Source organism: Pseudomonas sp. BN417 (genome assembly GCF_029871205.1).
Taxonomy (GTDB): Bacteria; Pseudomonadota; Gammaproteobacteria; order Pseudomonadales; family Pseudomonadaceae; genus Metapseudomonas.
On the sequence record NZ_SSOJ01000044.1, the window covers coordinates 44,452 to 55,667 of the forward strand.

Here is an 11,216-nt window from a genome sequence, read left to right on the forward strand (position 1 = left end):
CATGACTACTCCCGTCCGCATCCTCTTCGTCGATGACGAGGAGCGCATCCTGCGCAGCCTCGCGCTGCAGTTTCGCCGCCAGTACGAGGTGATCACCGAGAGCGACCCGCTGCGGGCGCTGGAGCGCCTGAAGGAGGAGTCGGTGCAGATCATCGTCAGCGACCAGCGCATGCCGGGCATGAGTGGCGCCGAACTGCTGGCGCGCTCGCGGGAGATCGCCCCGGAATGCCTGCGCATCCTGCTCACCGGCTATTCCGACCTGGACGCCGCGGTGGAGGCCTTGAACAACGGCGGCATCTTCCGCTACCTGACCAAACCCTGGGACCCGCAGGAGATGGCCTTCACCCTGCGCCAGGCGGCGGAAATCGCCGCGCGCCAGACCACTGCGCCGGTCACCGCGGCCACCAGCGAACTGGCCGCACCGCTCTCGCTGCTGTTGCTGGACGACGACCTGGAAACCCTGCAGTGCGTCCAGGCCTTCTGCCAGGCCGGCGGCCACCGCCTGCTGCGCGCCCACAGCCTGAGCGAGGCGCTGGTGACCCTGAACCTGGAACCGGTGGACCTGCTGGTCAGCGACTTGCGGATCGGCAGCGAAGACACGGCACCGCTGCTCAAATCCCTGGCCCAGGCCCATCCGCGCCTGCTCAGCCTGGTGGTGACGCCCTTCCGCGACACCCAGGCCCTGCTCAAGCTGATCAACGAGGCGCAGATCTTCCGTTACCTGCCCAAGCCGATCCGCCGCGGCCTGTTCGAGAAGGGGCTGAAGGCCGCGGCCGAGCAGGCATTCCTCTGGCGTGCCCAGCCGTTGGAAAGCCTGCCGCGGATCGCCGAGGTGCCGAAAGAGGCTGGCGAGAGCCAGCGGGTCGGCAGCCTGCTGGGGATGCTGGCGCGGTTGCGGGAAAGGGTGATCGCCTGAGGCCCGGGGTGGCACGGACATCCACGTAGGGTGCGCCATGCGCACCGGAAGCCCTGCGCAGAGGTCCTGCTGCGCGCAGCGCACCTTATGGATCGAGTGCCGGCGCCGCTCGCGGCAACTTCAGCTCGGCACAGAGGCCGCCGCCTTCACGGTTCTGCAGCGTGATCATGCCGCCCAGGCGGTTGGCGATCATCTGCACTATGGCCAGGCCGAGGCCGGCGCCCTGGGGATTGTCCTGGCTGTAGAAACGCTCGAAGAGGCGTTCCAGCCTGGCTTCGTCTATCCCCGGGCCGCGGTCTTCGACGCGCAGCACCAGGTACTTCCGGTCATGGTTGTCCAGACTGACCTTGACTTCGCCTTCGGGTGGCGAAAAGTTCGCCGCGTTGGTCACCAGGTTCTGCAGGGCGATACCGATGGCGGCGGCGTCACTGGTGACGTGGAAATCCCCCTCGGCCACCTCCAGGGCCAGTTCCAGGCCCTTGTCCAGCAGCAGCGGGGTGAGTTCGGCGAGGTGTTCGCGGACCAGGGATTCCAGGTCCAGCCGCTGCCATTTCTGTCGTGCCAGTTCCGGTTCCACCCGGGCCATGGTCAGCAATTGGTGCACCACCCGGGTCAGCCGGTCGACGCCCAGGGTGAGAAAGCCCAGGGCTTCGGCGCGGGATTCGTCGCTGGTGGCCTCCAGCGCGTTCTGCGCGTGGAGCCGCAGCACCGCCAGCGGGGTGCGCATTTCGTGGGCAGCGTCGCCGATGAAGCGGCGCTCGCGCTGGAGCATCTGTTCGATCTGCGCCAGCAGGCGGTTGATCGCGGCTTGCATGGGTTCCAGCTCCTTGGGCAGTGGCTCTATCTGCAGGGGCGCCAGGGAGTCGGCATGGCGGCTGCGGATCAACCGGGCCATGTTCTGCAGCGGCAGCAGGCCCCAACCGATGGCCAGCCAGACCAGGGTGGCGAGGATGAGTATCCCCACCAGGTTCGGCACGAGGGTGTGGCGGACTATGCGTTGCACCAGGTCCTGGCGCACGTCGTCACGCTCGCCCACCCAGATCAGCAATCCCTGTTCCGGGTCCGGCAGCACGAAGCCGCGCCAGTGGTGGTCGTCCAGCTTGAAGTCGTGGAAGCCGGGCTGTTGCGGCGCGTCCTTGAAGAATGGTGCGCTGGCTGATTGCACCAGACTCCCGCCGTCGCTGTTCCAGACATGGAAGGCCAGCTTGCTCTCGTAGGGATGCCCGACCTTGCGCGGCTCGGCTTTGCTCAGCGCGTCGTTGAAGGCCCGATAGAGCGCGTCGCGCTCATTGCTGGCCAGCGGCATGCGCATCACCCCCAGCAGCAGGCGCGCGTTCTGCGCCAGCTGGGCGTCGTAGATCTCCTCGATTTCATGACTGCTGTCGCGGTAGTTGAGGTAGACGATGAGCAGGGTGCCGAGCAGCAGCAGGACCATCACCAGCCACAGGGTGCGGCGGCGCAATGAGGTCATGGCCGGCCGTCCACCAGGTAGCCGATGCCGCGCACGGTGCGGATGAGTTCGCTGGAAAGCTTCTTGCGCAGGTGATGGATGTGAACCTCCAGGGTGTTGCTTTCAGCTTCCTCGTCCCAGCCGTAGAGGGTCTGCAGCAGGCGCTCGCGGGTCAGCACCTTGCCCGCTTGCGAGAGCAGTTCATGGAGCAGCTGGTACTCCTTGGGCGTGAGGGCCACCGGATTGCCCAGGTAGCTGACCTGCTGGTTGACCGGATCGAGGACCACCCCGGCGTGCTCGATCAGCGTCTGCGGCCGGCCGGCGCTGCGCCGCAGGAGGGCACGCAGGCGCGCTTTCAGCTCGTTGAGGTCGAAGGGCTTGACCAGGTAGTCGTCTGCGCCGGCATCCAGGCCGCGGATGCGATCCTCGGTGGCGTCGCGGGCGGTGAGCACCAGCACCGGCAAGGTCGAGCCCCTGGCGCGCAGCTGCTGGAGCACCTGGATACCGTCCAGGCGCGGCAGGCCGAGGTCGAGGATCGCCAGGTCGAAATCCTCGTTCTGCAGGGCGTGCAGGGCGCTGGCGCCATCGGTCAGCCAGTCGATGGTGTACCCCTCCTGGCGCAGGCCGCTGCGCACCCCCGCGCCGAGGGCGTTGTCGTCTTCGACGAGTAGGAGTCGCATGGGCGGCCTTAGGGTTTCTGGATTTCCTGCAGTAAAGCATCGATTTCCCGGCGCCGGCCCTGGTCGGCCAGCTCGCGTCCCGGGCGTGGGGCGGCCTCCCGCGCCTTGAGCAGCACCGCGCGGGCTTCCATCTTGCGGCCCGCGCGGTGCAGGTGGTCACCCCAGAAGTACAGGCTGTCGATGCCCCTGGGATTGATCTGCAGGGCCTTGCGCAGCAGTTTCTCCGCTTCCGCCTCGTCACCGAAGCTGATGGGCCAGCCGGGCACCCGGTCGTAGAGCGCACCCAGGCTGGTGTAGGCCGAGCCCTGCAGGGCGCTGGGGTCGAGCTGGATGGCGTGCTCCAGTGAGGCGCGGGCGTCCTTGACCTTGCCCAGGGCGCCCAGTCCGCCTTCGGCACCGGCCCAGCTGCTGGTGACGATGCCATGCCAGATCCAGGCCTCGGCGGCTTGCGGCGCGTCGTGGGTGAAGGCGGCACTCTGGGCGGCGAGTTTCTCGAACTCGGCGGCGCGTTGTTTCTCCGGGACCTGATACTGGATTTCCGCCCAGCGCTGCTGGATGGCGGCGAGGCGCTGGCTGTCGCCGGCGTCCAGCGCCCAGGCCGGAATGCTGAGGATCAGCAGCAGGCCGAAGGCGCAGATGAGCTTGTTCATCATGGGTGGTCCTTGCGGTGGGGGGCGGCACTGAAGCGACGGATGATCGGCAGCTGCTTGTGCAGGGCGCGGTCCACCAGACGCGGCAGCATGCCGTTGAGGCGGACGAAGAGCTTTTCCGGCCAGCCGAGGTAGAGCTCGCGAAGGTCTTTCTCGATGGCCGCGATCACGGCTCCGGCCACCTGCTCGGGCTCGTCCACACCCACCTTGAGCTCGGCGTTGAGGGCCATGGCCGCCTGGCTGTTCATACCGGTGCGGGTGGCGCGCGGGGCGACGTAGAGGACATTCACCGGGGTGTCCGCCAGCTCCCGACGCAGGGCCTCGGAGAAACCGCGCAGGGCGAACTTGCTGGCGCAGTAGACGGTGTATCCGGGGTAGCCGATGGAACCGTAGGTGGAGCCGACATTGACCACCAGCCCATGGCTCTGCTGGCGCAGCAGCGGCAGCAGCGCGCGGGTCAGTTGCAGGGTGGCGGTGACGTTGAGGGCGAGCATGTCCTCTATCTGGCCGTCGTCCACCTGTTCGAGCATGGCGAAGCGGTTCACCCCGGCGGCATTCACCAGCAGGTTGACGCCGCCCATGCCGCGTGCGGCGTCCAGCACTCGCTGGCGGTCCTGGGCCTGGCGCAGATCGGCACCGATCCAGGCGAGCTGCTGTGGATAACGTCGCAGCAGCGCGGCCAGGGTCTCCCGCGTGCGGCTCACCACCAGCACCTGGGCACCGCGGGCGCAGAGCTGTTCGGCCAGGGCCAGGCCAATGCCGCCGCTGGCGCCGGTAAGCAGGGCACGACAGTCAGAGAGGCGCATGTTGCACCTCACCGGCACGGGGCAGCCCGCGGAACATTTCGGCATAGAGCTGGTAGACCACCTTGGCGGCGTGGAGGACGGCCTGGCGGTCGTCCTCGTCGTCCAGCTGGTTCATCAACTGGCGGTAAGTGGCCATGTGGCCCTGGTCCAGGGCGCCGTGGGAGGACAGGTAGCTGAAGGCTTCGGCCGGCAGCTGCAGAGTCTCGCGGATTGTCCCGGCGGCCTGGGTGGCCAGGGCGATGCTGGTGCCCTCCAGCACCTTGACCATGCCGAACAGTCCCACCGGGTTGCCGCGGGCGATCAGGTCGTAGAGGTAGGCCACCATCAGCTCGATGGGCAGCGAGGGGCGGCTGCGGCTGACGGCTTCGGGGTCGCCGCCACAGGCGGCAATGTCGTCGAGTATCCAGCGCTCGTGGCCGTACTCTTCCTCGATGTATTCGCAGACCGCGCCTCGCAGCCATTCGAGGCGCGGCGGCAGGCGCGCGCCGCAGGCCATCATCAGCGGCACGGTATGCCGAACATGGTGGTAAGCCTGGCCGAGGAAGGCGCGGTAGCCCTCCAGGCTGACCTGGCCAGCCAGGGCCTCGCGTATCACCGGGACGCTGAACAGCGCCTCCCGTTCGCTGGCGGTGGCGGCTTGCAACTGGTCGAAGAAACTCATGGTTCTACCTCGTGTTCGAGCTCGAGCAGGGTGCTGCGATAACGCGCGAGGATGGCCTCGCGGCGCGGGCGGCCGTTGGCGGTGAGCAGGCCATCGGCCGTGCTGAAGGGGACTTCCAGGCGGCGCCAGGCCCGGACCCGGGCGTAATCCGGGAGGGCGGCATTGGCGCTGGCGACGGCATCGGCCAGGACCTGGTCCGTGCAGGCCGGGTCCAGTGGCCAGAGCAGGGCGAGATTGCCCGGCAGCCCTTCGCCATGGACGAAGGCCTGGGCGATCGTGCCGCGCTGGGTCAGTTCGGCCTCGACCCAGTCCGGGTTCACATTGCGCCCGAAGCTGGTGATGAACTGGTGCTTCTTGCGGCCCCGGAGGTGGAGGTAGCCATCGGCATCGAACTCGCCGAGGTCGCCGGTCGGCCACCATGGCCCGGTGAAGGGCGGCTCGCCCAGGTAGCCGAGCAGGACCGGGCCGCTGACCAGCACCTCGCCATCCTCGGCCAGGCGCACCCGCACATGGGGCAGGGGCTGGCCGACACTGCCGGGGCGATTGGCTCCCGGCCGGTTGAGGCAGACCACGGACGCGCATTCGGAGAGGCCGTAGCCCTCGAACACCGGCAGCCCGACCCTTGCCGCACGAGCCAGCAGGTCCGGCGACACGCGCGCGCCGCCCACGGCGACGAAGCGGAACTGCCCGGGGCCCAGGTGCCCGCGCTCGATGGCGGTGACCAGGCCGAGCAGCAGCTGCGGCACCAGGATCAGGCTCTGGGCGCCACTGAGGACGACGCTGGCCAGCAGCTTCGGCCAGTCCACCCCGCTGGCGCCCTGAATACCCAGCTGGCGCTGGGGCAGCAGGGTGACGCAGGCCCCAGCCAGCAAGGCGGCATAGGTCCCGAGGTTCTCCAGCAGCACCGCCAGCGGCAGCACGGCCAGGTAATGCGCGGGTGCGCTGGAGCGGCTGGCGGCTTCCAGTTCGCCAGCCACCTGCAACAGGGACTCGGCACTCAGGCAGACGCCCTTGGGTTGTGCGGTCGTGCCGGAGGTGTAGGTGACCTTGGCGGTACCTGCCGGCAGGATGGCGCCGCCATTGACGGTCCTGCGCCAGAAATGGCCATCGGGCTGGAAGCCCGCGGCCTCCAGTTCGGCTGAGAACCCGCTGTCGGCCACTGCCAGGTTGACGCGGCATTGCGCCAGGCAATGAGCGCGCTGTTGCGGGCTGAAGAACGGCGGCAGCGGGAGGCAGGGGCGTCCGGCGAGAAGGGCGGCCAGGTCCCAGAGCAGGGCGTCGGGGCCGTTCTCCAGGGCCAGGGCGAGCACAGCTTCAGGTTCGGCGCGCAGCAAGGCTTCGCGCCGCTCCACTTCGTCCAGGAATTGGGTGTAGGTGTAGCGGCGGGTGTCGCCACGCAGGGCCAGGGGTTGCGGCAGGCGGCCGGCGTGCTGGCGGAGGATGGCGCGCAGGCCCTCAGGCTGCATCGTGGGCCACCCTGTCGGCCTCGGGAAAACCCAGCCGGTCTATGACTCCGTTGTGTTGCAGCTGTTCGAAGCCGAAGCGGATGCTGCCGCAGAATACCTGCGGCTTCTGCTCGTAGTAGGTGCCCCATTGCTGTTGGGCATCCCCCAGCCGGCCAGGGACGGCATCGCCGAGCAGCAAGGGTTCCAGGCCCAGGCGTCGAAAGCTGTTGATCAGTGTTGACGCTCCGGTGAACACCACCCAGTCCAGGCCCCGCAGGTACAGCAGCCAGGTGACGGCGACGATGATCAGCCGCGCATTGCCGGAGTTGATCGAGGCCAGGTTGCCCACTTCGACTATCTGGTCCCGCGCCACCGGGCGTGCGGCCTGTTGGGCGATCATGGTTTCGGCCGGAGCCTCGAGGTACTGCTCGAGGAACAGCTGACCCTGGCTGGCCAGGCGCAGTCCGGCCACGGCGCTGAGCGCGCCATGGTGATTACGCATGGAGAGCAGCTCGGGCATGAACTGGCGGACGTCGGCACCGTGGACGCTGAGGAAGCGCCGGTGGACGAAGGCCTCGGCCTGGCTGCGCCCTGGATCGCTCGCCAGCAGCAGGGACAGGTAGTGTTGCTGCGATTTGTGGCCGAAACGGAATGGGAACAGGGCGTTCCACTCGGTGCTGTTCATCGGTGCCCTCCAGGCGGGAAGCGTATGGAGAGCAGTATCCGGGGGAAGTCTTAAGGGACCCTGAAGACGGACAGCGCGACTGTCGCCTTGCGGTCACGCCAGCGCCACGGCGTTGTCATCCGGAGGGGGCATTCTAGATTCAGGAACAGAAAGGGCACAGGACGTGCCAGGGTGCAAATTGAAGCTGCCGGCGATGGCAGCTTTTTTTTGCCTGGGCGCTCCTGAAGCGCTCATTGTCCGTGTTGGCGTCGTCGCCTCTGTCCGGCGAGGACGCCAACATGGAGGGGATCACTCGTCGGCTTCGGCCGTGGCTACTGCGGGAAGGGGGGACTGGGGCTGGCTCTTCGCAGCGCTTTTCTTCCAGGACTCCTTGGGTTTCATGCCGGTGGTCCCGGTGGGAATCTGCTGGATTTCGCCACCATTGGTGAGGAACGACTCCACCTGTAATTCGAGAACTGACCTGGATTTATCGATCAACGGGTTGGACATGGCTCTTTCCTTTGCGGGGCGCACTTCAATACTTCGGTTGCCCTGATCTTGATATTTGCTTCCTGAACTCGGCGAGTATGCTCGTTTTCTGAGCATAAATCTCGTTATCTGACCAGAGGGGAGCGGCGAAATCCCGACACGTACTTCGGAGTTCCTCGTCAGGTCGTCACCGAATCCTGCCTGTTCGATCGGTACCCTTTTCCCCGGTAGTTTGTGGAAGTCGCAGTGGAAGTCGGAATTTCGAATACTCCGGCAATGGAAAAAAACGCTGGGATTCCGATAGGCGCATGGGTTGAGTCGCAACGATGGCGGGCTGCTGAAAGTCCTCGTCTCTACTAACGAAAACTTGTCGGATACAGGGGCAAAGGCAGTTCCAATATCAAGGATCCGAACTGCCGCCCGCGCCTCAGAGCTTGTAGCCGATCTGCCGCAGCAGGCCCTTGCGCCAGGCGATGTCGTCCTCGCCTTCCGCCCCTTTCGGCGGGAAGCCGTCCACCACCCCGAGCACACCACGGCCCTGGCCGGTTTCGGCGAGTATCACCTCCGTGGGATTGGCCGTGGCGCAGAAGATCCGGCAGACCTCCGGCACCAGCTTGAGGCTGTTGAGCACATTGACCGGGTAGAAACCTTCGCCGAGGAAGACGATGAAACTGTGACCGGCGGCAATCGCCAGGGCGTTGCGGCGGGCGAGTTCGAGCAGGGCGTCGTCGGTGCCGGAGCAGCGCACCAGGCACTTGCCCGAGGCCTCGCAGAAGGCCAGCCCGAAGCGGATACCGGGCACTGCGCCAACCAGGGCTTCGTGGATGTCTTCCACGGACTTGATGAAGTGGGTCTGGCCGAAGATGAAGTTGATGTCGTCCGGCTTGTCGATGGTCACGCTGACGAGTTGCATGTGAAGCGCCTCCACCCCCCATGGAAAGCATAGTCAGGAGTCCGGAGCCTCGGAGTGGGGCATTTCCGCAGGGTGCGCCGTGCGCACCGCCATCTCGCACGGCAGTTTCGGTGCGCGCAGCGCACCCTACCCGATGTCGTCCTGGTGCTCGGCAGAAAAGAAAAACCCGGCAGAAGCCGGGTCTTTCCTGGACGATCGCGCCTTATTCGTCGGTGCTCAACACACCACGACGGATCTGGTCGCGTTCGATGGATTCGAACAGGGCCTTGAAGTTGCCCTCGCCGAAGCCGTCATCGCCCTTGCGCTGGATGAACTCGAAGAACACCGGGCCCATCAGGGTTTCCGAGAAGATCTGCAGCAGCAGGCGTCTGTTGCCGCCTTCCGAGGTGCCGTCCAGCAGGATGCCACGGGCCTTCAGCTCCTCTTCCGGCTCGCCGTGGTCCGGCAGGCGGCCCTGGAGCATCTCGTAGTAGGTTTCCGGCGGCGCGGTCATGAAGCGCATGCCACGAGCCTTAAGGTCATCCCAGGTCTTGAGCAGGTCGTCGGTGAAGAACGCCACGTGCTGGATGCCTTCGCCGTTGAACTGCATCAGGAACTCTTCGATCTGTCCCGAGCCCTTGGAGGATTCCTCGTTCAGCGGGATGCGGATCATGCCGTCCGGCGCGGTCATGGCCTTGGAGGTCAGGCCAGTGTACTCGCCCTTGATGTCGAAGTAGCGGATCTCGCGGAAGTTGAACAGCTTCTCGTAGAAGTCCGCCCAGTAGGCCATGCGGCCGCGGTACACGTTGTGGGTCAGGTGGTCGATGATCTTCAGGCCGGCCCCCTGGGGGTTGCGGTCCACGCCTTCGATGAACTCGAAGTCGATGTCGTAGATCGAGGAGCCCTCGCCGAAACGGTCGATCAGGTACAGCGGAGCGCCGCCGATGCCCTTGATCGCCGGCAGGCGCAGTTCCATCGGGCCGGTGGGGATCTCGATGGGCTGGGCGCCCAGTTCCAGGGCGCGGGCGTAGGCCTGGTGGGCGTTCTTCACGCGGAAGGCCATGCCGCAGACGGACGGGCCGTGCTCGGCGGCGAAATAGGCGGCCAGGCTCTTGGGCTCGTTGTTCAGGATCAGGTTGATCTCGCCCTGGCGATACAGGTGCACGTCCTTGGAGCGGTGGGTGGCGACCTTGGTGAAGCCCATCATCGCGAAGATGGGTTCCAGGGTATTCGGGGTGGGGGAAGCGAATTCGATGAATTCGAAGCCCATCAGGCCCATGGGGTTTTCGTAGATGTCAGCCATTTTTTGCACCTCAAGCATGTATTGGAAGTTATAGGTCAATGCGAGGTGGCAACAGGCGGCGCGCAGGAGATGCCGCGCACGCTGCGGGCGAGGTGGTCGCCAATGGTGACCTTGAATCCGAGGCTCTGCATATGGGTTGCCTCAGGCCGGTTTGTCGGCTTGCTGGTCGGGGTGTGCCTGGATGAACGCCGGATGCTGCAGGGCGAGGCGTTCGACCCGGGCGATCTTCGGATAGTGTGACAGGTCCAGTTCGAAGCGGCGGGCGGCGTAGACCTGCGGTAGCAGGTAGACATCGGCCAGGCCCGGCTCGCCGAAGCAGAAGCCCTCATCGCCTATCAAGGCTTCGACAGCGTTGAAGCCCTCCGTGATCCAGTGGCGTATCCAACCCATCACTTCCGCTTCGCCGATCTCCAGGCCACGCAGGCGATTGAGCACGGCGACGTTGTGCAGCGGGTGGATGTCGCAGCCGATGATGGCGGCCACGGCGCGCTGGCGGGCACGTTCCTCGAGGCCCTGGGGCAGGAGGGCGGGCTGGGGATAACGTTCTTCGAGGTATTCGATGATGGCGGGGGACTGGGTCAGCACCTGGCCCGCGTCGGTACGCAGGCTGGGCACGCGGCCCTGGGGATTGATCGCCTTGTAGTCGGGCTTGTGTTGCTGGCCTCCGTCCTGGATCAGGTTCACCGGGATCTGCCGGGCTTCCAGCCCCTTCAGCGCCAGGGCGATGCGCACCCGGTAGGAGGAGGTGGAGCGGTAATAGGTGTAGAGGTCCATACAAGCACTCACGCAGGCGGCAGGCGGTCCGGGAACCCGGTAGCCGGCATTGTTATTTTCGTAATCAATTTACACTTTGCGTAATTTGGGCGTTTGGGGCGGGGCTGTCAAGCGTTGGGGTGGGGAGAGGACGGAGCGGCGGTGATTCTTGCAAGGGGATAACCTGTGGGGGCGAATTCATTCGCTAAGGGCCGCGCAGCGGCCCCCATGGAAGCATCGCAGGGCAGACCTGCGGTCTGCTTGGCGAATGAATTGGCTAGGTCTGCATTAAGTGGTGCTAGAACATCCTGAGCCAAACTGCCTATCGAGCGGGCTGCGAGTCCCTGTTTCGCCTCCCGGCGAGTCACTTCTGGCAGTCGCCCCAGAAGTAACCAAGAAGGCTTGCCCCTGCATCCGGCCCGGCTACGCCGGGTTCCCTTGCTCCATCGTCGCTCCGGGGGCCCGGCGTGAGGGGCCATCCCTGGCCCCGCACGCCTCTCGCGGCAT

12 protein-coding genes are annotated in these 11,216 nt (G+C 66.1%); 1 reads left to right on the plus strand and 11 read right to left on the minus strand.

Features of this window, described 5'->3' with window-relative positions; translation table 11 throughout:
- Nucleotide 1 precedes the first annotated feature (1 nt).
- Nucleotides 2–916, plus strand: coding sequence for a response regulator (locus E8F11_RS04285; protein ID WP_280287573.1), 915 nt, complete (start codon nucleotides 2–4; stop codon nucleotides 914–916).
- An 85-nt stretch (nucleotides 917–1,001) separates the two neighbouring features.
- Here E8F11_RS04285 and E8F11_RS04290 read toward each other — a convergent pair whose 3' ends face one another.
- The 11 genes from E8F11_RS04290 to maiA all read right to left on the minus strand — a co-directional run bounded on the left by E8F11_RS04290 (nucleotide 1,002) and on the right by maiA (nucleotide 10,730).
- Nucleotides 1,002–2,387 (minus strand): ATP-binding protein, encoded by a 1,386-nt coding sequence (locus E8F11_RS04290; protein WP_280287574.1) that lies wholly within the window; start codon nucleotides 2,385–2,387, stop codon nucleotides 1,002–1,004.
- Nucleotides 2,384–3,046, minus strand: coding sequence for a response regulator transcription factor (locus E8F11_RS04295; RefSeq protein WP_280287575.1), 663 nt, complete (start codon nucleotides 3,044–3,046; stop codon nucleotides 2,384–2,386). Before E8F11_RS04295 ends, E8F11_RS04290 begins: the two co-directional genes overlap by 4 nt.
- 8 nt (nucleotides 3,047–3,054) lie before the next feature.
- Entirely contained in the window at nucleotides 3,055–3,696 is a 642-nt protein-coding gene (locus E8F11_RS04300; RefSeq protein ID WP_280287586.1) for a hypothetical protein, read from the minus strand.
- On the minus strand, nucleotides 3,696–4,502 hold the full coding sequence (locus E8F11_RS04305; RefSeq protein WP_280287576.1) for an SDR family oxidoreductase: 807 nt from the start codon (nucleotides 4,500–4,502) through the stop codon (nucleotides 3,696–3,698). The genes E8F11_RS04300 and E8F11_RS04305 overlap by 1 nt, the downstream gene beginning before the upstream one ends.
- Nucleotides 4,489–5,163: an iron-containing redox enzyme family protein gene (locus tag E8F11_RS04310; protein ID WP_280287577.1), complete on the minus strand. Its 675-nt coding sequence runs from the start codon at nucleotides 5,161–5,163 to the stop codon at nucleotides 4,489–4,491. Before E8F11_RS04310 ends, E8F11_RS04305 begins: the two co-directional genes overlap by 14 nt.
- Nucleotides 5,160–6,629, minus strand: a complete 1,470-nt coding sequence (locus E8F11_RS04315; protein ID WP_280287578.1) for an AMP-binding protein — start codon at nucleotides 6,627–6,629, stop codon at nucleotides 5,160–5,162. Before E8F11_RS04315 ends, E8F11_RS04310 begins: the two co-directional genes overlap by 4 nt.
- Nucleotides 6,619–7,293, minus strand: coding sequence for a thermostable hemolysin (locus E8F11_RS04320; RefSeq protein WP_280287579.1), 675 nt, complete (start codon nucleotides 7,291–7,293; stop codon nucleotides 6,619–6,621). Before E8F11_RS04320 ends, E8F11_RS04315 begins: the two co-directional genes overlap by 11 nt.
- Nucleotides 7,294–7,581: 288 nt before the next feature.
- A complete protein-coding gene (locus tag E8F11_RS04325) occupies nucleotides 7,582–7,782 on the minus strand; it encodes a hypothetical protein (RefSeq protein ID WP_280287580.1) in 201 nt (66 codons plus the stop codon).
- A 406-nt stretch (nucleotides 7,783–8,188) separates the two neighbouring features.
- Entirely contained in the window at nucleotides 8,189–8,674 is a 486-nt protein-coding gene (locus E8F11_RS04330) for an adenosine-specific kinase (RefSeq protein WP_280287581.1), read from the minus strand.
- Between the two features lie 202 nt (nucleotides 8,675–8,876).
- Entirely contained in the window at nucleotides 8,877–9,956 is a 1,080-nt protein-coding gene (gene hppD / locus E8F11_RS04335; protein WP_280287582.1) for a 4-hydroxyphenylpyruvate dioxygenase, read from the minus strand.
- A 141-nt stretch (nucleotides 9,957–10,097) separates the two neighbouring features.
- Nucleotides 10,098–10,730 carry a maleylacetoacetate isomerase gene (gene maiA / locus E8F11_RS04340; RefSeq protein ID WP_280287583.1) on the minus strand — a complete coding sequence of 211 codons (633 nt, stop codon included), beginning with the start codon at nucleotides 10,728–10,730 and terminating at the stop codon, nucleotides 10,098–10,100.
- Between the last annotated feature and the right edge of the window lie 486 nt (nucleotides 10,731–11,216).

Excerpts from the sequence above, each read along its gene's own strand:
- E8F11_RS04285 (WP_280287573.1), top strand. The coding sequence starts at position 2 with ATGACTACTCCCGTCCGCATCCTCTTCGTCGATGACGAGGAGCGCATC.
- E8F11_RS04290 (WP_280287574.1), bottom strand. The coding sequence starts at position 2,387 with ATGACCTCATTGCGCCGCCGCACCCTGTGGCTGGTGATGGTCCTGCTG.
- E8F11_RS04295 (WP_280287575.1), bottom strand. The coding sequence starts at position 3,046 with ATGCGACTCCTACTCGTCGAAGACGACAACGCCCTCGGCGCGGGGGTG.
- E8F11_RS04300 (WP_280287586.1), bottom strand. The coding sequence starts at position 3,696 with ATGAACAAGCTCATCTGCGCCTTCGGCCTGCTGCTGATCCTCAGCATT.
- E8F11_RS04305 (WP_280287576.1), bottom strand. The coding sequence starts at position 4,502 with ATGCGCCTCTCTGACTGTCGTGCCCTGCTTACCGGCGCCAGCGGCGGC.
- E8F11_RS04310 (WP_280287577.1), bottom strand. The coding sequence starts at position 5,163 with ATGAGTTTCTTCGACCAGTTGCAAGCCGCCACCGCCAGCGAACGGGAG.
- E8F11_RS04315 (WP_280287578.1), bottom strand. The coding sequence starts at position 6,629 with ATGCAGCCTGAGGGCCTGCGCGCCATCCTCCGCCAGCACGCCGGCCGC.
- E8F11_RS04320 (WP_280287579.1), bottom strand. The coding sequence starts at position 7,293 with ATGAACAGCACCGAGTGGAACGCCCTGTTCCCATTCCGTTTCGGCCAC.
- E8F11_RS04325 (WP_280287580.1), bottom strand. The coding sequence starts at position 7,782 with ATGTCCAACCCGTTGATCGATAAATCCAGGTCAGTTCTCGAATTACAG.
- E8F11_RS04330 (WP_280287581.1), bottom strand. The coding sequence starts at position 8,674 with ATGCAACTCGTCAGCGTGACCATCGACAAGCCGGACGACATCAACTTC.
- hppD (WP_280287582.1), bottom strand. The coding sequence starts at position 9,956 with ATGGCTGACATCTACGAAAACCCCATGGGCCTGATGGGCTTCGAATTC.
- maiA (WP_280287583.1), bottom strand. The coding sequence starts at position 10,730 with ATGGACCTCTACACCTATTACCGCTCCACCTCCTCCTACCGGGTGCGC.